The organism is Bacillus sp. FS02, from assembly GCF_024398395.1.
GTDB lineage: Bacteria > Bacillota > Bacilli > Bacillales > Bacillaceae > Bacillus > Bacillus altitudinis.
On the sequence record NZ_CP074101.1, the window covers coordinates 1,767,105 to 1,790,756 of the forward strand.

The window sequence follows — 23,652 nt, forward strand, 5'->3', positions numbered from 1 at the left end:
TATTACTTAATGATAGTAGAAACGACGCCAGAACCTACAGTACGTCCACCCTCACGGATAGAGAAACGAGTTCCTTCTTCGATAGCGATAGTAGAGATAAGTTCAACTTCCATCTCAGTGTTATCGCCAGGCATTACCATTTCAGTACCTTCTGGAAGATGTACGATACCAGTTACGTCAGTTGTACGGAAGTAGAACTGTGGACGGTAGTTAGTGAAGAATGGAGTATGACGTCCACCCTCTTCTTTAGAAAGTACATAAACTTCAGCTTTGAAACGGCTATGTGGAGTGATTGTACCTGGTTTAGCAAGTACTTGACCACGTTGGATATCTTCACGAGATACACCACGAAGTAGTGCACCGATGTTGTCACCAGCTTCAGCATAGTCAAGAAGTTTACGGAACATTTCAACACCTGTAACAGTTGTTTTACCGTTTTCTTCTTGAAGACCGATGATTTCAACTTCGTCACCGACTTTAACTTGTCCACGCTCAACACGACCAGTAGCAACTGTTCCACGACCAGTGATTGAGAATACGTCCTCAACTGGCATCATGAATGGCTTCTCAGTGTCACGCTCTGGAGTTGGGATGTACTCATCAACCGCATCCATAAGTTCGAAGATTTTTGCTTCGTAATCAGCATCACCTTCAAGAGCTTTAAGAGCAGAACCTTTGATAACTGGTACATCGTCACCAGGGAAGTCATAGTCAGAAAGAAGGTCACGAACTTCCATTTCAACAAGTTCAAGTAACTCTTCATCGTCAACCATGTCACATTTGTTAAGGAATACTACGATGTAAGGAACACCTACGTTACGAGAAAGTAGGATGTGCTCACGTGTTTGTGGCATTGGACCATCAGCAGCAGATACTACTAAGATCGCGCCGTCCATTTGAGCAGCACCAGTGATCATGTTTTTAACATAGTCAGCGTGTCCTGGGCAGTCTACGTGTGCATAGTGACGAGTTTCAGTTTCATACTCAACGTGTGCAGTTGAGATTGTGATTCCACGCTCGCGCTCTTCTGGAGCACCATCGATTTGGTCATAAGCCATAGCTGTACCTTTACCAGATTTCTTATGAAGAACTGTTGAGATAGCAGCAGTTAGAGTTGTTTTACCATGGTCAACGTGTCCAATTGTACCAATGTTAGCATGCGATTTGGAACGGTCGAATTTTTCTTTAGCCATTCTAAAAATCCTCCTTAAAGGTTCATTGTATTTGGTATGAGTGATAGAAAGTGAAGAGTTACCTCTCACTTTCTGATCTTCAATAGTAGTTATACTTTAGTTTAAAGGCAAAATCAATTATTCACCTTTATTTTTTTTGATGATTTCTTCACTGATGCTCTTAGGCACTTCTTCGTAGTGATCCATGTGCATAGTGAAAGTACCGCGTCCTTGTGTGTTAGAACGGAGTGCAGTTGCATATCCGAACATTTCAGAAAGTGGAACCATAGCGCGAACAACTTGAGCGTTACCGCGAGCTTCCATACCTTCTACACGTCCACGACGAGATGTGATATCACCCATGATGTCTCCCATGTATTCTTCTGGGATAACGACTTCTACTTTCATCATTGGCTCAAGTAGAACTGGGTTACATTTGCTGACAGCATTTTTCAATGCCATAGATGCAGCAATTTTAAACGCCATTTCGTTAGAGTCAACATCGTGGTAAGATCCATCGAATAATTTTGCTTTGATGTCGATTAATGGGAATCCAGCTAATACACCATTTTCTAGTGAATCTTCAAGACCTGCTTGAATTGCTGGAATGTATTCACGTGGAACAACCCCACCGACGATTGCATTTGTGAATTCGAAGCCTGCGCCTTCTTCGTTTGGTTCGAATTCGATCCAAACGTGTCCGAACTGACCGCGTCCACCAGACTGACGTACGAATTTACCTTCAACTTTTGCACTAGAACGGAATGTTTCACGGTACGCAACTTGAGGAGCTCCTACGTTAGCTTCAACCTTGAACTCACGCTTCATACGGTCAACAATGATATCAAGGTGAAGCTCACCCATACCAGAGATGATCGTTTGACCAGTTTCAGTGTTTGTTTGTGTACGGAATGTTGGATCCTCTTCAGCTAGTTTAGCTAAAGCAATACCCATTTTATCTTGGTCAGCCTTAGATTTAGGCTCGATTGCTACATCGATAACTGGCTCTGGGAATTCCATAGACTCAAGGATAACAAGATTTTTCTCGTCACAAAGAGTATCACCAGTAGATGTATCTTTAAGACCAACAGCTGCTGCGATATCCCCTGCATATACAGTAGAGATTTCTTCACGACTGTTTGCGTGCATTTGAAGGATACGTCCAACACGCTCACGCTTGTTCTTAGAAGAGTTCTTCACGTAAGAACCAGAATCAAGTGTTCCAGAGTATACGCGGAAGAAAGTTAGTTTCCCAACATAAGGGTCAGTCATAACTTTAAATGCAAGAGCTGCGAATGGTGCGTCATCAGTAGACTCACGTACAACCTCTTCATTTGTATCTGGCAATGTACCTTTGATTGCAGCAACATCAGTTGGTGCAGGAAGGTAGTCAAGCACAGCGTCAAGTACAAGCTGAACACCTTTGTTTTTGAAAGCAGATCCAACAAGAACTGGGTAGAATTCAACATTCAAAGTTCCTTTACGGATTGCAGCTTTCAATTCAGGAATTGTGATTTCTTCACCCTCAAGGTATTTTTCCATAAGCTCTTCATCAAGCTCAGCGACAGCTTCAATCAAGCTGCTGCGAAGCTCTTCAGCTTTGTCTTTATACTCAGCAGGGATTTCTTGTGCATCAGAGCGAGTTCCAAGGTCATCTTCGTAGAAGTATGCTACGTTTTCTACAAGGTCGATGATTCCTTCGAATTGATCTTCAGCGCCGATCGGCAATTGAATTGCATGAGCGTTCGCTTGAAGACGATCTCTTAATGTGCTTACAGAGTAAAGGAAGTCCGCACCGGTTTTATCCATTTTGTTAACGAATACGATACGAGGTACTCCGTAAGTTGTTGCTTGGCGCCAAACTGTTTCAGTTTGAGGCTCTACACCTGATTGTGCATCAAGAACAGCAACCGCACCATCAAGTACACGCAAAGAACGTTCAACTTCAACAGTGAAGTCTACGTGTCCTGGTGTATCAATGATGTTTACACGGTAACCTTTCCATTGTGCTGTAGTAGCAGCAGAAGTGATTGTAATACCACGTTCTTGCTCCTGCTCCATCCAGTCCATTTGTGAAGCTCCTTCGTGAGTTTCACCAATTTTATGGATACGACCAGTGTAGTACAAGATACGCTCAGTCGTTGTCGTTTTACCGGCATCGATGTGAGCCATGATACCAATATTACGAGTTTTGTCTAAGGAGAACTCTCTTGCCATTGGGTAATTTCTCCTTCCTTATTAGGGAATAGTTTTTTTAGTTTGGTATAAATCCTACCAGCGGTAGTGAGCGAATGCTTTGTTCGCTTCTGCCATTTTGTGTGTATCTTCACGTTTCTTAACAGCAGCACCAGTGTTGTTAGCTGCGTCAAGGATTTCGTTAGCAAGACGCTCTTCCATCGTTTTTTCTCCACGAAGACGAGCGTAGTTTACTAACCAGCGAAGACCTAAAGTCGTACGACGATCTGGGCGAACTTCTACAGGAACTTGGTAGTTAGCTCCACCTACACGACGTGCTTTAACTTCAAGAACTGGCATGATGTTTTTCAAGGCTTGTTCGAAAACCTCCATCGCTTCATTACCAGTACGTTCTTTGATGATATCAAATGACTTGTAGAGAATAGTTTGTGACTTTCCTCTTTTACCGTCGATCATCATTTTGTTGATCAAACGAGATACAAGTTTAGAATTGTAAATTGGATCTGGCAAAACGTCTCTTTTTGCTACAGGACCTTTACGTGGCATCTGAATAGCCTCCCTTCTCTTTTAAAAGGATTTCTATCTGTCTTTCATCTCAATTTCATTGTCAGCTGCCTGACTCCACTGAACTGAACTCAACTTCTAAAAACCCTTATGTTTGTTTATATTATTTGCTTTGTTTAGGGCGTTTTGTTCCGTATTTAGAACGTCCTTGCATACGACCGTCAACTCCGGCAGTATCAAGCGCACCACGAACGATGTGGTAACGTACACCCGGTAAGTCTTTTACACGTCCGCCACGGATAAGTACTACACTGTGCTCTTGTAGGTTATGTCCGATACCAGGAATGTAAGCTGTTACCTCAATCAGGTTAGACAAACGTACACGAGCATATTTACGTAGTGCTGAGTTTGGTTTTTTCGGTGTCATTGTACCGACACGAGTACAAACCCCGCGCTTCTGTGGAGATGTTACGTTAGTGTGCTCTTTTTTGAAACTGTTGTATCCTTTGTTAAGTGCAGGAGACTTTGAGTTTTCAACTTTACTCACGCGTCCTTTGCGTATTAGCTGATTAATTGTAGGCATGTTGTTATTCCTCCCTTCATTACTTTTTTTATAACCCACATACCCAGGTGGTTCATCAAAAGGCAAAAAACAATGCTTTTGCATTTTAAGCATGCAAAAACAAAACAAGTACGCTATAACATAATGGCAACAGCTGCTGCCCCAACTTCAATTCCGCAGGCCTTGCCGAGCTTTTTCATGGAATCTACCACTAAAATGTCTACACCCTTCTCTTGCGCTAGTTTCATTACACTAGCGGTTAAAGCAGGATCAGCATCTTTCGCTACGACGATTTCCTTCACTGAATCTCGTTTCAGAGCTTTTACTGTTTGCTTCGTACCAATAATAATGGATTGAGCCTGTGATACTTTATCATAAGACATCGAATATCCTCCAAAGTAACAGGTTTTATTTTGAGCACCTTGGTTATATTATCATCATGGCAGAAGGATGTCAATATCGTTTGACAGATAATCTTGACATCCTTCACCATTTTTTGATGATTTTTATAGAAATCTTAAGAGAAAGATTACTCTACAGGAACCATATCGTCAGACGGCTGCACTTGTGAAACCGGCTTAACTTTACGGTAGTTTGGCATTCCAGTTCCAGCAGGAACAAGTTTACCGATGATGACATTCTCTTTCAAGCCAAGCAGTTCATCACGTTTTCCTTTGATCGCCGCATCTGTTAGGACACGAGTCGTTTCTTGGAAGGATGCTGCAGACAAGAATGAGTCTGTTTCAAGCGATGCTTTTGTAATACCAAGAAGAACTGGACGGCCTGTTGCAGGGCGTTTGCCTTCGAATAGTACTTTTTTGTTCGCTTCTGTGAATTGGTGTACATCAAGAAGTGTGCCTGGTAATACATCTGTATCCCCTGCATCAGCGACACGCACTTTACGAAGCATTTGGCGAACCATTACTTCTACGTGCTTATCTCCGATTTCCACCCCTTGCATACGGTATACTTTTTGTACTTCATGAAGCAGATATTCTTGAACAGCTGTCATATCAGTCACTTTAAGAAGTTCTTTCGGATCGATTGAACCTTCTGTCAGTACTTGACCACGAGTGACTTTGTCACCTTCAACAACTTTCAGACGTGCATTGTAAGGAGCTGTGTAAGAGCGAGTTTCAACTTCGCCTTGAACCACAATTTCCTGTTGCTTGTCACGAACATCGTTAATTTCAGCAACGACACCATCAATTTCAGAAATGGTTGCCTGCCCTTTCGGATTACGCGCTTCAAATAACTCTTGGATACGAGGTAAACCTTGAGTGATATCGTCTCCTGCTACCCCACCGGTGTGGAACGTACGCATTGTAAGCTGTGTTCCTGGCTCACCGATCGATTGTGCAGCGATGATTCCAACTGCTTCACCGACTTCAACGTCAGTACCAGTTGCAAGGTTACGGCCGTAGCATCGTTTACATACACCATGAGGCGTGTTACATGTAAATGCAGAACGGATCCATACTTCCTCGATTCCTGCTTCAACTACTTCAAGTGCTTTATCTTCATCAATTAGTTCGTTTTCGCCAACAATGACTTCGCCCGTTTCAGGATGAACAATTGGTTTTCTTGCAAAACGTCCGATCAGACGTTCTTCAAGTTTCTCAATAATTTCATTTCCTTCTTTAATGGACTTCGCCAAGATTCCACGGTCTGTACCGCAATCTGTTTCACGGATGATAACATCCTGCGCAACGTCAACGAGACGACGCGTGAGGTAACCAGAGTCAGCTGTTTTAAGAGCTGTATCGGCAAGACCTTTACGCGCTCCGTGAGTGGAAATAAAGTATTCCAATACGGTTAAACCTTCACGGAAACTAGATTTAATCGGAAGTTCAATGATACGTCCAGCCGGGTTGGCCATCAGACCACGCATACCAGCCAGCTGAGTGAAGTTAGATGCGTTACCACGCGCTCCAGAGTCACTCATCATGTAGATTGGGTTGACTTCATCAAGGGACTTCATCAGTTTACCTTGGATGACATCTTTAGAAGAACTCCAGATCGAAATGACTCTCTCGTAACGCTCTTCTTCAGTAATCAAACCACGTCTGAATTGCTTCATGACGTTATCTACTTTTGCTTGCGCTTCTTCGAGGATCTTCTGTTTATCATCTAATACGACGATATCAGACACCCCAACCGTAATACCCGCTTTAGTAGAGTATTTGAAACCAAGATTTTTCATGCGGTCAAGCATTTTAGATGTCTCAGTGATATGGAATCTCTTAAAGATTTCCGCAATGATTTTACCTAAAATACCTTTTTTGAACGGCGCATTGATTTCTTGTTTCTCGATCGCAGCTTTGACATCTTCTCCTTTTTCAAGGAAGAAGCGGTCAGGCGTTTTTTCTTCAATATTGCTCTTTGTCGGCTCATTCATGTAAGGGAATGATTCCGGTAAGATTTCGTTAAAGATTAGTTTTCCAACTGTTGTAATCAACAATTTAGAACGCTGTTCATCAGTAAATGTCACATTCTTCAACGAGTTAGCTGCGACAGCTACACGTGTATGAAGATGCACATATCCATTTTGATAAGCTAGAAGGGCTTCGTTCGTATCTTTGAAGACCATACCTTCTCCGATAGCACCTTTACGCTCAAGTGTAAGGTAGTAGTTACCTAGCACCATATCCTGAGATGGCGTAACAACAGGTTTTCCATCTTTCGGGTTCAAAATGTTTTGAGCAGCAAGCATTAAGATACGAGCTTCAGCTTGAGCTTCAGCAGATAATGGTACGTGAACCGCCATTTGGTCACCATCAAAGTCAGCGTTGTAGGCAGTACATACAAGTGGATGCAGACGAATTGCGCGTCCTTCCACAAGTGTAGGTTCAAACGCTTGAATACCAAGTCTGTGAAGAGTTGGTGCACGGTTTAGTAAGACTGGATGCTCACGAATCACTGATTCTAAAACATCCCAAACTTCCGGCTGCACGCGCTCAATCTTACGTTTCGCGCTCTTAATGTTGTGAGCTAATCCTTTTTCAACAAGCTCCTTCATCACGAATGGTTTGAATAGTTCAAGAGCCATTTCTTTCGGAAGTCCACACTGATACATTTTCAAATGTGGTCCAACGACGATAACGGAACGTCCAGAATAGTCAACACGTTTACCAAGCAAGTTTTGACGGAAACGCCCTTGTTTCCCTTTCAGCATGTGAGAAAGAGATTTCAATGGTCTATTTCCTGGTCCTGTTACTGGTCGGCCTCTACGTCCATTATCAATCAAGGCATCGACAGCTTCTTGAAGCATACGCTTCTCGTTCTGAACGATGATGCTTGGCGCGCCAAGATCTAATAAACGTTTCAGACGATTGTTACGGTTGATGACACGACGATAAAGGTCGTTCAAGTCAGAAGTAGCAAAACGTCCGCCATCAAGCTGAACCATTGGACGTAATTCTGGTGGAATAACCGGAAGTACATCAAGGATCATCCAAGACGGTTTGTTTCCTGAGTTACGGAAAGCTTCCAACACTTCAAGGCGTTTGATCGCACGTGTACGACGCTGTCCTTGAGCTGTTTTTAGCTCTTCTTTGAGTGTATCTACTTCTTTCACAAGATCGATATCTTGAAGAAGTTTGTTAATTGCTTCTGCACCCATAGCTGCTTGGAAGGTGTTACCGTATTTATCTAAATAAGCACGGAATTCTTTCTCAGAAAGAAGTTGTTTCTTCTCAAGCGGTGTGTTGCCCGGATCAGTCACGACGTAAGAAGCGAAGTAAATCACTTCTTCTAACGCACGTGGTGACATATCTAGAACAAGACCCATACGGCTTGGGATACCTTTGAAATACCAAATGTGGGAAACTGGGGCAGCCAGTTCGATATGCCCCATTCTCTCACGACGGACTTTTGCCCGTGTTACTTCTACACCACAACGGTCACATACAACACCCTTATAACGAACGCGTTTATACTTTCCACAATGACATTCCCAGTCTTTTTGCGGTCCGAAGATACGTTCACAAAAGAGACCATCTTTTTCCGGTTTCAGTGTACGATAGTTAATCGTTTCAGGCTTTTTCACTTCACCAAAAGACCAAGAACGGATTTTATCAGGTGATGCGAGACCGATGTTCATATACTCAAAATTGTTCACATCTAGCAAGGGGCCTACCTCCCTTTTAATCTTCGGGTTATACCCTAGTCACTTGCTCTAATCGTTTCTGCTATTCTTTTGTGACTGCGTCACGTTCAAGATCGACAGGTGCGAGGTCTGCAGCATCTTCGTCATTAGATAACGCTAATCCGTCTGCTTTCTTCGTTTCCTCATCGTCTTCTAAATCTCTCATTTCTATCTCTTCTTCATCGCCAGATAGGATTTTCACATCCATACCTAAACTTTGAAGTTCTTTAATTAATACTTTGAATGATTCAGGGACACCTGGTTCAGGTACGTTATCCCCTTTGACGATCGCTTCGTATGTTTTCACACGACCCACAACGTCATCCGATTTTACAGTTAAGATTTCTTGAAGTGTATATGCTGCACCGTAAGCTTCAAGTGCCCATACTTCCATCTCTCCGAAACGCTGTCCACCAAACTGTGCTTTACCGCCCAGTGGCTGCTGCGTAACAAGTGAGTATGGTCCAGTTGAACGAGCGTGAAGTTTATCGTCAACCATGTGAGCCAGTTTGATCATGTACATGATTCCGACTGATACACGGTTATCGAATGGTTCACCAGTTCGACCGTCATAAAGGACTGTTTTCGCATCACGGGACATACCTGCTTCTTCAAGCGTTTCCCAAACATCTTCCTCACGAGCACCATCAAATACTGGTGACGCAATGTGGATGCCTAGGTAACGTGCAGCCATACCCATATGAAGCTCAAGTACCTGACCGATATTCATACGAGATGGTACCCCTAGAGGGTTTAACATGATATCAATCGGTGTTCCATCTGGAAGATACGGCATATCTTCTTCTGGAAGGATTTTAGAGATAACCCCTTTGTTACCATGTCGTCCAGCCATTTTGTCACCTTCAGAAATTTTACGCTTCTGAACGATGTATACACGGACTAACTGGTTAACACCTGGTGGTAATTCATCTCCATCTTCACGGTTAAAGACTTTGACATCGTGGATGATTCCGCCGCCGCCGTGTGGTACACGTAGAGACGTATCACGTACTTCACGAGCCTTTTCACCGAAGATTGCATGTAATAGACGTTCTTCAGCTGTTAGTTCTGTTACACCTTTAGGCGTTACTTTCCCGACAAGAAGATCTCCGTCTTTTACTTCTGCACCAATACGGATGATTCCACGCTCGTCAAGGTTGCGTAAAGCATCTTCCCCAACGTTTGGAATATCACGCGTAATTTCTTCTGGTCCAAGCTTTGTATCACGAGCTTCTGATTCATATTCTTCAATATGAATAGAAGTGTAGACGTCATCTTTTACAAGGCGCTCACTCATAATGATCGCATCCTCATAGTTGTAACCGTCCCAAGTCATGAAGCCGACCATGACGTTACGTCCTAGAGCCAATTCACCTTTTTCCATAGAAGGACCGTCTGCAAGGATTTCTCCTTTGACGACTTCATCTCCAACACTTACAATTGGGCGCTGGTTGTAGCAAGTCCCTTGGTTAGAGCGGACAAATTTCAGCAAGCTGTATTTGTCTAGGTTTCCTTTGACTTGTTGTCCGTCAACGTCTTCATAACGGCGAACCCAAATATTCTTCGCTTCAACACGTTCTACAACACCTGGGTAACGACAGATCACAGCAGCTCCAGAGTCTTTACCTGATACATACTCCATACCTGTACCAACAATCGGTGATTCCGGCTGCATCAAAGGCACAGCCTGACGTTGCATGTTCGCTCCCATTAGAGCACGGTTAGAGTCATCGTTTTCTAAGAATGGGATACATGCTGTCGCTGCAGAAACAACCTGCTTCGGCGAAACGTCCATGTAGTCAACGCGGTTTCGAGGAACAACGGTGTTTTCCCCTCTGAAACGAGCGATAATGTTATCATCGATAAACGAACCATCATCAGCTAGCTGAGCGTTCGCTTGTGCTACAACGTAGTTATCCTCTTCATCAGCGGTTAAGTAATCGATTCTCGGCGTCACTTTACCTGTTTCAGGATCAACCCGACGGTAAGGTGTTTCGATAAATCCGAAGCGGTTCACTTTCGCAAATGAAGATAGAGAGTTGATCAAACCAATGTTTGGACCCTCTGGTGTTTCAATCGGACACATACGACCATAGTGAGAATAGTGAACGTCACGAACTTCCATTCCTGCACGCTCACGTGTCAAACCACCCGGTCCAAGCGCTGATAGACGACGTTTGTGTGTCAATTCAGCAAGCGGGTTTGTTTGATCCATGAACTGAGAAAGCTGAGAGCTACCAAAGAACTCTTTGATAGAAGCGATCACAGGACGGATGTTGATCAGCTGCTGAGGTGTGATCGTGTTCGTGTCTTGAATCGACATTCTTTCACGAACAACACGCTCCATTCTGCTTAAACCAATACGGAATTGGTTTTGCAGAAGTTCACCTACAGAACGCAGACGACGGTTACCAAGATGATCGATATCATCTGTGTCACCTACTCCATGAAGCAGGTTAAAGAAGTAACTGATTGAAGCAATGATGTCAGAAGGCGTGATGTTCTTCACAGCTTCCTCTACATATGCATTACCAATCACGTTGATCACTTGCTCGCCTTCTTGATCAGTTGGTGCATAAATCTTGATAGATTGAAGTTCTACTTCATCCTCTACTACGCCACCATTTGGATAAAGCTTTCTAAATCCGATGCCGTTTTCTAAGTATGGAAGAACTTTATCAAGCACTCTTCTATCTAAAATTTGACCTTTTTCTGCTAGGATTTCACCTGTTTCAGGATCAACTAGCGTTTCAGCCAATTTTTGATTGAATAGTCTATTTTTAATATGAAGCTTCTTATTAATCTTGTAGCGTCCAACATTTGCTAAGTCATATCTCTTCGGATCAAAGAAGCGAGAGTCTAGCAAGCTTTTCGCATTTTCAACAGTTGGCGGCTCTCCAGGACGAAGACGCTCGTAGATTTCGAGAAGTGCTTTATCGGCATTCTCTGTATTGTCTTTTTCCAACGTGTTGCGTAAGTATTCATTCTCGCCAATGAGGTCAAGAATCTCTTGATCAGAGCTGAAGCCGAGAGCACGCAAAAGAACCGTAACCGGCAACTTACGTGTGCGATCGATGCGTACATAGACTACATCCTTCGCATCAGTTTCGTATTCTAACCATGCGCCACGGTTTGGAATGACAGTCGCAGTAAAACCTTTTTTACCGTTTTTGTCTACTTTACCACTGAAATATACACTTGGAGAACGTACTAACTGAGAAACGATTACACGTTCCGCACCATTAATGATAAAAGTACCTGTGTCTGTCATGATTGGGAAATCACCCATAAACACATCTTGGTCTTTTACTTCTCCAGTTTCTTTGTTAATTAAACGAACTTTTACTCTTAGTGGAGCAGAGTAAGTTACATCACGTTCTTTTGATTCTGCTACAGGATACTTAGGATCCCCTAGGCTGTAATCAATGAATTCAAGAGAAAGGTTACCAGTAAAATCCTCAATTGGGGATATATCTTGAAACATCTCTCTAAGACCCTCATCAAGAAACCACTGATAAGAAGAGGTTTGAATTTCAATGAGATTTGGTAATTCTAACACTTCGCTTATGCGTGCGTAGCTTCTGCGCTGGCGGTGTCGTCCATACTGAACTAGTTGACCTGTCAACTGATTCACCCCTCAAATCATGCGTATTATATGTGTAAAAAGTATTTCTGTCTTTCAAATGTCAGTAAAGAAATACTTTTACAAGACAAAAGAAAAAAGGGTTTCTAAAATAAGAAAACCACATCCAAAAACAAATACCGATTTTATTAGTTTTCCCAAGTATGCATAATTTATACAAAATAGTTGTTTTTTAAGCCTATCAAGCAAAATATACACATTGGCATTTTATAATGTTAACACAGCTAGGAAACTGCGTCAAACTTTTTTAGCTTTGATAATATAGTAGCCCTTTTTTTTCATAACGACCGTCACTTCTCCAAAAAGCTGCTCTAATTTCTCAATCGCAGATGGTCCACCTTGTTTTTTCTGAATAACCACCCACAACTCACCTTCCGGCAATAAATGATCAGCACTTTTTTCAAAGATCGCATGTACTACTTTCTTCCCTGCCCGTATTGGGGGATTGGTCAGTATAGAGGCAAAAGCAGCTGATGAATGAACATTCGAGAACAAATCACTTTGATAGATGCGGACATTATCAATGCGATTATGCTTAGCGTTTTCCTTTGAAAGTTCGACTGCTCTTTCGTTCACATCAATCATATGAATGGTGCGGCCTGTCATTTCGTTTGCTAACGATAAGCCGATCGGTCCATAACCGCAACCGACATCTAAGACGTCGCCATCCAAGTCAGGTTCTTCAAAAGCTTCAATTAAAAGCCTCGAACCATAGTCGACTTCTTTCTTAGAAAACACTCCACTGTCACTTGTAAAAGTAAAGCTACGGTTTCTCAAGGTGAAGTCCCATGTCTGTTTATTGCTTTTCACTGATGGCTTTTCCGTATAATAGTGGTCACTCATGGTGAATGGACCTCCTCTGGATTCAATCGTTTCAGGAGATAAGAAAAGAAAAAGCCCGCCAGTAAAAGCGAGCTTTCCCAAAAGATTAGGCGAAGATTACTTAACTTCTACAGAAGCGCCAACTTCTTCAAGCTTAGCTTTAAGTTCTTCAGCTTCTTCTTTAGCAATACCTTCTTTAAGTGGTTTTGGAGTGTTGTCAACAAGTTCTTTAGCTTCTTTCAAGCCAAGACCAGTGATTTCACGAACCACTTTGATAACTTTGATTTTTTGGTCTCCAGCACCAGCAAGTACTAGATCAAAATCAGTTTTTTCTTCAGCAGCAGCACCGCCACCAGCAGCTACAGCTACAGGAGCAGCAGCAGTTACGCCAAATTCTTCTTCGATTGCTTTTACTAAGTCGTTTAACTCAAGTACAGTTGCTTCTTTAACTGAAGCAATGATTTCTTCGATATTTAAAGCCATTTGTAATTCCTCCATTTTAAGTTTTTTTACGTCAAGTACGCATTAAGCGCCTTGTTCTTCTTTTTGATCTGCAACTGCTTTAGTAGCAAGAGCAAGGTTACGAACTGGAGCTTGAAGAACGCTAAGCAACATAGAAAGTAAGCCTTCGCGAGACGGAAGTTCCGCAAGAGCCTTCACTTCTTCTACAGTCGCTACGTTTCCTTCGATAACACCAGCTTTGATTTCTAAAGCTTCGTGGCTTTTCGCAAATTCGTTGATGATTTTCGCAGGTGCGATTACATCTTCGTTACTGAATGCGATAGCGTTTGGACCTGTTAAGAAATCGTTTAAACCCGTTAGTTCAACTTGTTCAACTGCACGGCGAGTCAAAGTATTTTTGTAAACTTTGAATTCTACGCCAGCATCACGAAGCTGTTTACGAAGTTCAGTCACTTCAGAAACTGAAAGACCGCGGTAATCTACGATTACAGTAGACATACTGTCTTTAAATTTAGAAGTAATTTCATCAACGACAACTTTTTTAGTATCGATTGCATTGCTCATGGTTACACCTCCTGTACATTCTTTGTGTAACACTTATACCGATCAGGCCATCACGTTCCTAACGAACGGTTCTCCATATAAAAAGCCTCCATTAAGACATGGAGGCTGTATATACAAGCATACGTTAACGTAAGACTGTGACATATACACCTCGGCGGGTTAATTAAGCCATAAGGCCCCTGCTGTCTACGGTATAAATGATTATTCTATTTTACAACATTTTGATATTATCAAAACGGTTGTGACAAGTCAAGAATTATTTTGCAGAGAAAGAAGATGGGTCCACTTTCACGCCAGGGCCCATAGTAGATGTAACAGAAACGTTTTTCACGTATACACCTTTAGCCGCTGCAGGTTTTGCTTTAAGGATTGTGTCATAGATTGTTGCAAAGTTCTCAACAAGCTTTTCGTCCTCGAAAGAAACCTTTCCGATTGGCGCGTGGATGTTACCAGCTTTATCAACGCGGTATTCTACTTTACCAGCTTTGATTTCATTGATTGCTTTTTCTACTTCGAAAGTTACAGTTCCTGTTTTAGGGTTTGGCATAAGACCTTTTGGTCCAAGTACACGACCGATCTTACCAACTTCACCCATCATGTCAGGTGTCGCAACGATTACATCGAATTCGAACCAGCCTTGTTGGATTTTAGTGATGTAATCAGAATCTCCAACGTAGTCTGCTCCAGCAGCTTCTGCTTCTTTTGCTTTTTCGCCTTTAGCGAACACAAGAACGCGTTGAGTTTTACCAGTTCCGTTAGGAAGTACAACTGCACCGCGGATTTGTTGATCGTTTTTACGAGGGTCTACGCCCAAACGAAAAGCAACTTCTACAGTCGCATCAAATTTCGCTGTATTTGCTTTTTTTGTAAGAGAAACAGCTTCAGCTACATCATACGCTTTAGTACGTTCGATTAGCTTAGCAGCTTCTACATACTTTTTACCTTTTTTAGCCATTATAAAAATCCTCCTTATGTGGTTTTAGCGGAATAACCTCCCACGAATAAGGGTTGCGAACTTGTCAAAACCAAACTCGCAACCCAACAAGACAAAAAATTAATCTTCGATGACAATACCCATACTGCGTGCAGTACCTTCAACCATGCGCATAGCTGATTCAACGCTAGCAGCGTTTAAGTCAGGCATTTTTGTTTCCGCGATTTCGCGTACTTTATCACGCTTAACAGTTGCCACTTTATTACGGTTAGGTTCACCAGAACCAGACTCAATACCAGCTGCTTTTTTAAGTAAAACTGCAGCAGGTGGAGTTTTAGTAATAAATGTAAATGAACGGTCTTCAAAAACCGAAATTTCAACAGGAATGATAAGACCAGCTTGGTCAGCTGTACGAGCGTTAAACTCCTTACAGAATCCCATGATATTAACACCGGCTTGACCTAGTGCAGGTCCAACTGGTGGAGCTGGGTTAGCTTTTCCAGCAGGAATTTGCAATTTAACAACTTTAACTACTTTTTTAGCCACGAGACACACCTCCTTAAAGTCCGTGATGTGGTAATAGGGGAATCCCCCTCCCACTCAACAACTTCATTCTTTATATGAATGACGAAATAACTAGCTAGCGATCTTGAGCGAACTCAAGACGTACCTTTGCTATATTACCACTTCTATACACTCATTTCAAGCTCTTTTAAATTACAATTTATCGATCTGTGTGAACTCAAGTTCCACAGGAGTTTCTCTACCAAACATATTAACGAATACTTTGACTTTGCTTTTATCATAATCAATCTCTTCGATAGAGCCTGTGAAGTTAGCAAATGGTCCATCGATGACCTTGACTGTTTCTTTAAGTTCAAAGTCGATTTCTGTCTTGCGCTCTTCAAGCCCCATTCTCTTCAGAATGGTTTCTGCTTCGCCAGGTAATAACGCTGTCGGCTTAGAGCCTGATCCAGCTGATCCAACGAATCCTGTCACACCTGGTGTATTACGAACGACATACCAAGAATCGTCAGTCATGACGATTTCTACTAACACATATCCAGGGAATACTTTCTTTTTCACTACTTTTTTCTTACCGTTTTTAATGTCCGTTTCTTCTTCTTCTGGTACAACAACGCGGAAAATTTTATCCTGCATGCCCATTGATTCAACACGCTTTTCCAAGTTCGCTTTCACTTTGTTCTCATAGCCAGAGTACGTATGCACAACATACCAATTCTTTTCCATTTTCGTTCAGGACTATTTAGTCCTTCCCTCCCCACATTTCGTAATGTCTATTTGACGAATCTCGAGTACCGGTAAATATTTTCAAGCAATTGAAAAAACCCGTAAAACGGGTTTTTTGGCAAGTCATATTATGATCTATTATAGCACGTTCAGCAGACCATTATTCAAGTATTAATGAATTAATTCGATTAATTGTGAGATTCCTATATCAAGAAAAGAGAAAAAGATGGCAAAAAATACGACTGTTAAAATAACAGTGATCGTGTAGCGGACCATTTCGTTTTTCTTTGGCCAGCTGACCTTTTTCATTTCTTTCCCGACACTTTTTAAGAAACTGATAATACGCATGTAAAAGACCTCCACAGATTAAAGAACGCAAATCCTACTTCGTTTCTAAATGTGTTTTATGTGAATTACAAGTCTTGCAATATTTCTTAACTTCTAATCTTTCAGCTGCTGAAGCAACACTTTTCATTGTCGTATAATTGCGGCTTCCGCAGTCTTTACAGGCTAGAGTAATCTTTTTCCTCATATTTACACCTATTTTCTCGACATCATTTCCTTAGTACCTTATCACAGTGTCGAAAAAGCTGTCAATATAGGTTTGATTAGAGACTGATCTCGCGCAGCTCTAAATATTTCTCTAATTTTCTCTTTACTCTTTGGAGTGCGTTATCAATTGATTTCACATGACGGTTTAAATCTTCAGAAATCTCCTGATAGGACCTACCATCAAGATAAAGCACAAGTACCTTTCTTTCCAGCTCGCTTAGTAATTCACCCATTTTCATTTCAATATCATCAAATTCTTCTTTGCTAATGATTAAATCTTCTGGGTTAAGCGCTTTAGCACCGGAAATGACGTCCAATAATGTTCTGTCCGATTCTTCATCGTATATCGGCTTGTCTAATGATACATAGGAATTTAACGGGATATGTTTTTGGCGAGTAGCTGTTTTAATTGCGGTGATAATTTGGCGGGTAATACATAATTCTGCAAAAGCCTTAAATGAAGTAAGCTTGTCCTCTCTGAAATCGCGGATAGACTTATAAAGTCCGATCATCCCCTCTTGGACAATGTCCTCTCGATCCGCTCCAATCAAGAAATAAGATCTTGCTTTCGCACGTACAAAATTGCGGTATTTCGTTATTAAATAATCTAGCGCATCACTATCTCCGACATGAACCCTTTCAATGACTTGTTCATCTTCCAACTGGCAAAATTGCTCTCTGATGGACTTACCCTTGCTGTTGTTTAGATTCACTTCGATCCCCCGACCGCACCTAGATAGAAATATTATACAATAATGGTTGAAATATCGTCAAGCTATTCCAAGTTTCCCCGCCGCCATTTTTCAAACGTTTTCAATACATCTTCTGACAATTCAATTTTGGATGCTGGTTTATCAGAAGTAATCTTTTTGACACGTGTTTCAATCTTTCGTTCAATCACTTCTATCTCTCTTAAGAGCTCTCGTGCTGACTTACGAAGTGCACCCTGTCCAAAAATTGCCCATTGTTCTGTATAATCAGAGGTCGCCACATGAATTTGCGTCCGAATGTTATTCAAGTCTTGTGCCAGTTTTTCAATCCGCTCATCAGCCGTTTCATTTTCTCTTGTAAAGATGACCTCTACTCGGTGGTTTGTCCGCTTCTTTTCGATTCCTTTGACCATATGGGCATCGAATACGACAATGACTCGATACCCTGTATATGCTTGATATTCTGCTAAATGTTGAATCAGCACGTCTCTGGCTTCTTCAAAGCTGTTTTCTTTTAAGTGCTGCAAACGAGGCCATGCACCTATCATGTTGTATCCATCGACTAAGAGGATGTCCATCTCTATTCTCCTAACGGATAACGTTTTCGATACACTTCATACATCAATAGACTAGCGGCAACTGATGCATTTAATGAAGTGACCTGCCCGGCCATTGGCAATTTAATCAAGAAATCACATTTTTCCTTAATCAATCGGCCAATTCCTTTTCCTTCACTGCCGATGACAAGAGCGAGAGGCATCGTGCCGTCAAATTGTCTGTAGTCCTGCTTCGCAGATGCATCTGTTCCTGCGACCCAGATTCCTCTTTCTTTCATTTCATCAAGAGCTCTGGAAAGATTGGTTACTTTTGCGACCGGGATATGTTCAATGGCTCCAGTAGATGCTTTCGCAACAGTTGTCGTCAAGCCTACCGCTCGTCGTTTTGGAATGACGATTCCATGTGCACCAACAGCATCGGCCGTACGCATGATCGACCCTAAATTGTGCGGATCTTCAATTTCATCTAAGATGATGAAAAATGGTTGTTCATTCCGCTTTTCAGCAATTTGATACAGATCGTCCAATTCTGCATATTCATATGCTGCTACTTGTGCAACGATTCCCTGGTGCTGACCTGTTACCATCTGATCAAGCTTTTTCCTCGGAACATACTGAATGGTGATATTTTGCTTTTTCGCGAGTTCAATGACCTGCTGGGCTTGTCCTTTTACAGTGTTTTCTGCCATCCAGAGCTTGTATAACTCCCGATCTGACTTCAGTGTTTCAATCACTGCATTTTTCCCAATCACATAATCATGTTGCTGACTCATTTGTCTTCCTCCCTGACGTTCCGATTTCAATCGCCTGACTAATCAACTCTTCTAAGCGTTCGTCCTGCTTCTCAATAAATAAATAACCCATGAGCGCTTCAAACGCTGTACTATAACGATACGTTTGAACGTCTGTGTTTTTAGGCACTGTGCCTGATTTTGCATTTCTTCCTCTTTTCAGCACCGCTTCTTCCGCTTCTGTGAAAAAGCCCTTCTGCTGAAGCTCAAATAAAATAGCGGCCTGAGATTTAGCTGAAACGATCTTACTTGCACGTTTATGAAGCTCATTTGGTTTGGTCGCCCCCGTTTGGAGGAGGTGATGCCTCACGTATACTTCAAAAATGGCATCACCCATATAAGCAAGTGCAAGTCCGTTCAACTGTTTTCCGTCTTTCAGCTTTTCAAAATTCAACATGACCTATTCTCCTCTTTTCCAGCGCGTACCTTGAGGAGTGTCCTCCAATACAATATTCATGCTCTTTAACTGGTCACGAATTTGATCAGACAATGCGAAGTCACGATTCCTTCTAGCTTCATTCCGCTTCTCAATTAATGCTTCTACCTCTTCGTCAAGCGTGTGCTTTTCTTCTAGTGAGAAGCCGAGGACGGATGTGATTTCTTGGAACAAGCCAATAAATGCCTTGATCACTTCCTCAGAAGTATGATCATTTTCCATATAGTAATTCGCTTGTTTCGCTAGTTCAAATAAAACAGAGATGGCATTTGCCGTATTGAAGTCATCATTCATTTCAGAAATAAATGTCGCACGCTGCTCTTCAATCTTTGTCAGCCATTCCGTGTTATCCTCTGTTAAATTGGTACTGCTCTCAAGGCGATGATGTAGATTTGAATAAGATGTTTTGAGTCTGTTAAATGCACTCTTTGTACTTTCCAATAAGTCAATGGAGTAATTGATTGGATGACGATAGTGAACCGACAGCATAAAGAAACGAAGCACATCTGGATCTTGTTCTTTAATAATGTCATGTACGAGCACAAAGTTCCCAAGTGATTTTGACATTTTTTCATTCTCAATATTAATATACCCGTTATGCATCCAATACTTCGCAAAAGGTTTTCCTGTCAAAGCCTCAGATTGAGCAATCTCATTCTCGTGATGAGGGAACGTTAAATCCTGTCCGCCAGCATGAATGTCAATCGTATCGCCTAAATACTTTTTGACCATCGCAGAGCACTCGATGTGCCAGCCTGGCCGCCCTTCTCCCCACGGGCTATCCCAAGAAATCTCCTGATCCTTTGCGGCCTTCCATAATGCAAAGTCGAGTGCATCCCTTTTCTTTTCACCTACACGAATACGGGCACCTGTCTTTAATTCATCAATCGATTGGTGAGACAGTTTTCCGTAGCCTTCAAATGAGCGTGTGCTGTAATACACGTCACCATCTGCTTCATAGGCGTAGCCTTTTTCAATCAATGTGGCGATAAACGCAATGATATCATCCATATTTTCTGTCACTCGCGGGTGAAGGTCTGCTTTTTTGCAGCCTAATGCACTGACGTCCTCAAAGTATGCTTGGATAAATCGATCAGCAATCGTTGGGACATCCTCGCCTAATTCATTTGCTGCTTTGATGAGTTTATCATCCACATCAGTAAAGTTGGATACGAAATTCACATCATAGCCGCTATATTCTAAATACTTACGTACCGTGTCATATACAATGGCAGGTCTTGCATTCCCGATGTGAATGTAGTTATACACGGTTGGTCCGCATACATACATTTTGACCTTTCCTGGTTCAAGTGGGACAAACTCTTCTTTCTTACGTGTCAATGTATTATAAATATTGATTGTCATGATTGTTCTTCCTTTCTGCTCAATGAAGCCAGTTCACGTTTTAGCTTTTCCATTTCTCGCTCCAATTCTTTGAAACGATCAGAAACGGGATCTGGCAAATCTTGATGATTGAGATCACGATTGATTTTCTTTCCATTTTGAACGACCACTCGCCCAGGTATACCTACAACAGTAGAATGGTCTGGTACGTCTTTTAACACAACAGACCCCGCACCAATTTTGGACCCTTTTCCTACGGTAATGGAACCGAGCACCTTAGCACCAGTCGCAATCAGCGCATCGTCCAAAATAGTTGGATGCCGCTTTCCCTTTTCTTTCCCTGTTCCCCCTAATGTCACGCCTTGGAAAACAGTGACGTTATCGCCAATTTCACATGTTTCCCCAATCACGACGCCCATGCCGTGATCAATAAAGAACCGCCGGCCGATGGTTGCTGCTGGATGAATCTCAACCCCTGTGAAAAACCGGCTGACCTGAGAAATGATCCGCGCAAGAAAATACAGTTTACGCTTGTAAAATGCATGCGCAACACGATGAGCCCAAATCGCATGAAGCCCTGAATAGGTTAGCACTACTTCAAGATAGCTTCTAGCAGCAGGATCTTGATCAAACACAGTATCAATATCTTCTTTCAGCATTTTGAAAAACACATGCTCCCCCCGTTCTTCCCCATCAATCTCTCTTAGGACTTGCTCTCTTTTTTGGACAAATAAAAAACGCCTCTGCCATATGACAGAGACGTTTTGAAAACGCGGTTCCACTCTGTTTAGAAAGCCCTCATTTCGCAGCCTTCTCAACTTCATCCCATAACGGAGGGTACCGCCCTTGCATACTAACATACGTGTTCCTCAAGGGTCTTGAGGGTGCATTTCCAACGTCTGCCCATAAGTCTCTTTCAGCCGGTGAAGACTCTTTCTGTGATAGGCGAAAACATTGTACTTCTCCCTCGCAACGATTTTCCTTATATTTGTTTAATGCGGTTTAATACCGTCTCTTTACCTAGTAGTTCAATACTTTGCGGAAGCTCTGGGCCATGCGTTTGTCCAGTGACAGCCACACGAATTGGCATGAATAGTTTCTTACCTTTATGCCCTGTTTCTTTTTGCACAGCTTTAATGGCAGCCTTGATTTCATCAGGTGTGAAAGACTCAAGACGTTCAAGCTGACCTGCAAACGAAGCCATCACTTCTGGTACTTGCTCTTCTGCAAGAACTTCCTTTGCCTCTTGATTATACTCAATTTGTTCCTTAAAGAACAACTCTGTTAACTCAACAATTTCTGCTCCGTAGCTCAATTGCTCGTGGTATAGAGAAATGAGTTTGCGCACCCACGTGTTTTCTTCGTCTGTCAGCTGCTCGCTTACCTTGCCTGCCTTTTGAAGATGTGGAAGTGTAAGTGCCACAACTTGATCAAGATCAAGTGCTTTCACGTATTGGTTATTGACCCATTTTAGTTTATGCATATCAAATAGAGCTGGTGACTTAGAAAGTCGATTGACATCGAAAATATCGATGAACTGCTCTTTTGTAAATAGTTCCTCTTCGCCAACTGGAGACCACCCAAGTAGTGCAATGAAGTTAAACAAAGCTTCTGGTAAATAGCCCAAGTTCTTATACTGTTCGATGAACTGGATAATTGATTCATCACGTTTGCTTAATTTCTTGCGGTTCTCGTTTACAATCAGCGTCATATGTCCGAACAGCGGAACATCCCAGCCAAATGCATTGAAGACCATAATTTGTTTAGGTGTATTCGAGATGTGATCCTCACCACGAAGAATGTGAGTCATTTTCATCAAATGATCATCCACCGCTACAGCGAAGTTATACGTTGGTGTACCATCTTTCTTCACAATAACAAAGTCACCGATGCCGTCTGTTTCAAATGAAATCTCGCCTTTGACCATATCGTCAAATTTGATGATTTCTCCTTTAGGCACTCGGAAGCGGATGCTTGGCTCTCTTCCTTCAGCAATCAGCTTGTCCTCTTCTTCTTTTGATAAATGACTGCATTTACCAGAGTATCGAGGCATTTCACTGCGGGCAATTTGTGCTTCACGCTCTTCTTCTAGTTCTTCAGCCGTACAATAGCACTTATACGCCAAGTCTTTCTCTAGCAGCTCGTCATAATATTTTTTGTAAATATCATTACGCTCTGATTGTCTGTAAGGACCGTAGCCCCCATCTTTATCAATGCTCTCGTCCCAATCAATCCCGAGCCACTGCAAATGGCGAAGCTGGCTTTCTTCTCCGCCTTCTACATTACGCTTTTGATCCGTATCCTCGATTCGAATAATAAATTTGCCGCCTTGGCTGCGTGCGAACAAATAGTTGAAAAGAGCCGTTCTAGCATTCCCAATATGTAAATGACCAGTTGGACTCGGTGCATAACGAACACGCACTTCATTTCCCATGAGTTTAACTTCCTTTCATCTGCATCATGTTGTCTGACACCAATTTTTTATAAACGTATTTTATCATCAAAACCCATTCTCATCAAAATGGATTTTACTTTTTCTGAAGAAGTACGGTTGCTTGAGAGGCAATTCCTTCGCCTCTTCCTGTAAATCCAAGTTTCTCTGTCGTTGTTGCTTTGACATTCACCTGTGTGACATCTGCCTCAAGGGCTTCTGCGATTTTCTCACACATTGGCTGAATGTAAGGTGCCATCTTTGGTTTTTGCGCCATGATCGTGCAATCGATATTCACCAGTGTATAGCCTTTTTCTTTTACAAGCGCCCACACGTGCTGAAGTAATTTAAAAGAGTCTGCATCTTTAAACTCCGGATCCGTGTCTGGGAAATGTCTGCCGATATCTCCTTCTGCAATCGCACCTAGGCAGGCATCCGCCACAGTATGAAGCAGTACATCCGCATCTGAATGCCCAAGTAGACCCTTTTCATAAGGGATCGTCACACCGCCAATAATAAGAGGTCTTCCCTCTGTTAATTGATGTACATCAAAACCTTGTCCTATTCTAAACAT

At 42.1% G+C, this 23,652-nt stretch carries 23 protein-coding genes and 2 other annotated features; all 23 genes read right to left on the bottom strand.

The window, feature by feature from the left end:
* Window positions 1-2: 2 nt before the first annotated feature.
* Entirely contained in the window at window positions 3-1,193 is a 1,191-nt protein-coding gene (gene tuf / locus KFQ09_RS08970; protein ID WP_007496302.1) for an elongation factor Tu, read from the bottom strand.
* A 117-nt stretch (window positions 1,194-1,310) separates the two neighbouring features.
* A complete protein-coding gene (gene fusA, locus KFQ09_RS08975; RefSeq protein WP_007496301.1) occupies window positions 1,311-3,389 on the bottom strand; it encodes an elongation factor G in 2,079 nt (692 codons plus the stop codon).
* Between the two features lie 54 nt (window positions 3,390-3,443).
* Window positions 3,444-3,914 carry a 30S ribosomal protein S7 gene (rpsG, locus tag KFQ09_RS08980; RefSeq protein WP_003216884.1) on the bottom strand — a complete coding sequence of 157 codons (471 nt, stop codon included), beginning with the start codon at window positions 3,912-3,914 and terminating at the stop codon, window positions 3,444-3,446.
* Window positions 3,915-4,035: 121 nt separating this feature from the next.
* Entirely contained in the window at window positions 4,036-4,455 is a 420-nt protein-coding gene (gene rpsL, locus KFQ09_RS08985) for a 30S ribosomal protein S12 (protein WP_003216962.1), read from the bottom strand.
* Between the two features lie 113 nt (window positions 4,456-4,568).
* A complete protein-coding gene (locus KFQ09_RS08990) occupies window positions 4,569-4,817 on the bottom strand; it encodes a 50S ribosomal protein L7ae-like protein (protein ID WP_008345416.1) in 249 nt (82 codons plus the stop codon).
* Between the two features lie 146 nt (window positions 4,818-4,963).
* The gene (rpoC, locus tag KFQ09_RS08995; RefSeq protein ID WP_007496298.1) at window positions 4,964-8,563 is read right to left on the bottom strand and encodes a DNA-directed RNA polymerase subunit beta'; all 3,600 of its coding nucleotides are present in this window, start codon (window positions 8,561-8,563) and stop codon (window positions 4,964-4,966) included.
* Between the two features lie 61 nt (window positions 8,564-8,624).
* On the bottom strand, window positions 8,625-12,206 hold the full coding sequence (gene rpoB / locus KFQ09_RS09000; protein WP_024425866.1) for a DNA-directed RNA polymerase subunit beta: 3,582 nt from the start codon (window positions 12,204-12,206) through the stop codon (window positions 8,625-8,627).
* A gap of 255 nt (window positions 12,207-12,461) precedes the next feature.
* Window positions 12,462-13,067, bottom strand: coding sequence for a class I SAM-dependent methyltransferase (locus tag KFQ09_RS09005; protein ID WP_007496296.1), 606 nt, complete (start codon window positions 13,065-13,067; stop codon window positions 12,462-12,464).
* A 96-nt stretch (window positions 13,068-13,163) separates the two neighbouring features.
* Window positions 13,164-13,529: a 50S ribosomal protein L7/L12 gene (rplL, locus tag KFQ09_RS09010; RefSeq protein ID WP_008345418.1), complete on the bottom strand. Its 366-nt coding sequence runs from the start codon at window positions 13,527-13,529 to the stop codon at window positions 13,164-13,166.
* 42 nt (window positions 13,530-13,571) lie between these two features.
* Window positions 13,572-14,072 carry a 50S ribosomal protein L10 gene (rplJ, locus tag KFQ09_RS09015; RefSeq protein ID WP_003217048.1) on the bottom strand — a complete coding sequence of 167 codons (501 nt, stop codon included), beginning with the start codon at window positions 14,070-14,072 and terminating at the stop codon, window positions 13,572-13,574.
* 69 nt (window positions 14,073-14,141) lie between these two features.
* Window positions 14,142-14,282: a sequence feature (ribosomal protein L10 leader region), on the bottom strand.
* A 46-nt stretch (window positions 14,283-14,328) separates the two neighbouring features.
* Window positions 14,329-15,027, bottom strand: a complete 699-nt coding sequence (gene rplA / locus KFQ09_RS09020) for a 50S ribosomal protein L1 (protein WP_007496292.1) — start codon at window positions 15,025-15,027, stop codon at window positions 14,329-14,331.
* A 99-nt stretch (window positions 15,028-15,126) separates the two neighbouring features.
* Entirely contained in the window at window positions 15,127-15,552 is a 426-nt protein-coding gene (rplK, locus tag KFQ09_RS09025; protein WP_003216956.1) for a 50S ribosomal protein L11, read from the bottom strand.
* A 171-nt stretch (window positions 15,553-15,723) separates the two neighbouring features.
* Window positions 15,724-16,257 carry a transcription termination/antitermination protein NusG gene (gene nusG, locus KFQ09_RS09030; RefSeq protein ID WP_003217197.1) on the bottom strand — a complete coding sequence of 178 codons (534 nt, stop codon included), beginning with the start codon at window positions 16,255-16,257 and terminating at the stop codon, window positions 15,724-15,726.
* Between the two features lie 171 nt (window positions 16,258-16,428).
* Window positions 16,429-16,605, bottom strand: coding sequence for a preprotein translocase subunit SecE (gene secE / locus KFQ09_RS09035; protein ID WP_008345422.1), 177 nt, complete (start codon window positions 16,603-16,605; stop codon window positions 16,429-16,431).
* A gap of 34 nt (window positions 16,606-16,639) precedes the next feature.
* A complete protein-coding gene (gene rpmG, locus KFQ09_RS09040) occupies window positions 16,640-16,789 on the bottom strand; it encodes a 50S ribosomal protein L33 (RefSeq protein ID WP_008356502.1) in 150 nt (49 codons plus the stop codon).
* A 76-nt stretch (window positions 16,790-16,865) separates the two neighbouring features.
* Window positions 16,866-17,522 carry an RNA polymerase sporulation sigma factor SigH gene (gene sigH, locus KFQ09_RS09045; RefSeq protein ID WP_008345424.1) on the bottom strand — a complete coding sequence of 219 codons (657 nt, stop codon included), beginning with the start codon at window positions 17,520-17,522 and terminating at the stop codon, window positions 16,866-16,868.
* Between the two features lie 62 nt (window positions 17,523-17,584).
* On the bottom strand, window positions 17,585-18,097 hold the full coding sequence (rae1, locus tag KFQ09_RS09050; RefSeq protein WP_007496285.1) for a ribosome-dependent mRNA decay endonuclease Rae1/YacP: 513 nt from the start codon (window positions 18,095-18,097) through the stop codon (window positions 17,585-17,587).
* 2 nt (window positions 18,098-18,099) lie between these two features.
* Window positions 18,100-18,849: a 23S rRNA (guanosine(2251)-2'-O)-methyltransferase RlmB gene (gene rlmB, locus KFQ09_RS09055; RefSeq protein ID WP_008345427.1), complete on the bottom strand. Its 750-nt coding sequence runs from the start codon at window positions 18,847-18,849 to the stop codon at window positions 18,100-18,102.
* On the bottom strand, window positions 18,833-19,264 hold the full coding sequence (locus KFQ09_RS09060; RefSeq protein ID WP_008345428.1) for a Mini-ribonuclease 3: 432 nt from the start codon (window positions 19,262-19,264) through the stop codon (window positions 18,833-18,835). The genes rlmB and KFQ09_RS09060 overlap by 17 nt, the downstream gene beginning before the upstream one ends.
* A 3-nt stretch (window positions 19,265-19,267) precedes the next feature.
* Window positions 19,268-20,668: a cysteine--tRNA ligase gene (cysS, locus tag KFQ09_RS09065; RefSeq protein ID WP_008345429.1), complete on the bottom strand. Its 1,401-nt coding sequence runs from the start codon at window positions 20,666-20,668 to the stop codon at window positions 19,268-19,270.
* The gene (cysE, locus tag KFQ09_RS09070; RefSeq protein WP_017366453.1) at window positions 20,665-21,318 is read right to left on the bottom strand and encodes a serine O-acetyltransferase; all 654 of its coding nucleotides are present in this window, start codon (window positions 21,316-21,318) and stop codon (window positions 20,665-20,667) included. Before cysE ends, cysS begins: the two co-directional genes overlap by 4 nt.
* A gap of 81 nt (window positions 21,319-21,399) precedes the next feature.
* Window positions 21,400-21,629 (bottom strand) — a binding site (T-box leader).
* Entirely contained in the window at window positions 21,630-23,081 is a 1,452-nt protein-coding gene (gene gltX, locus KFQ09_RS09075; protein WP_008345431.1) for a glutamate--tRNA ligase, read from the bottom strand.
* Between the two features lie 94 nt (window positions 23,082-23,175).
* Window positions 23,176-23,652, bottom strand: coding sequence for a 2-C-methyl-D-erythritol 2,4-cyclodiphosphate synthase (gene ispF / locus KFQ09_RS09080; protein WP_007496273.1), 477 nt, complete (start codon window positions 23,650-23,652; stop codon window positions 23,176-23,178).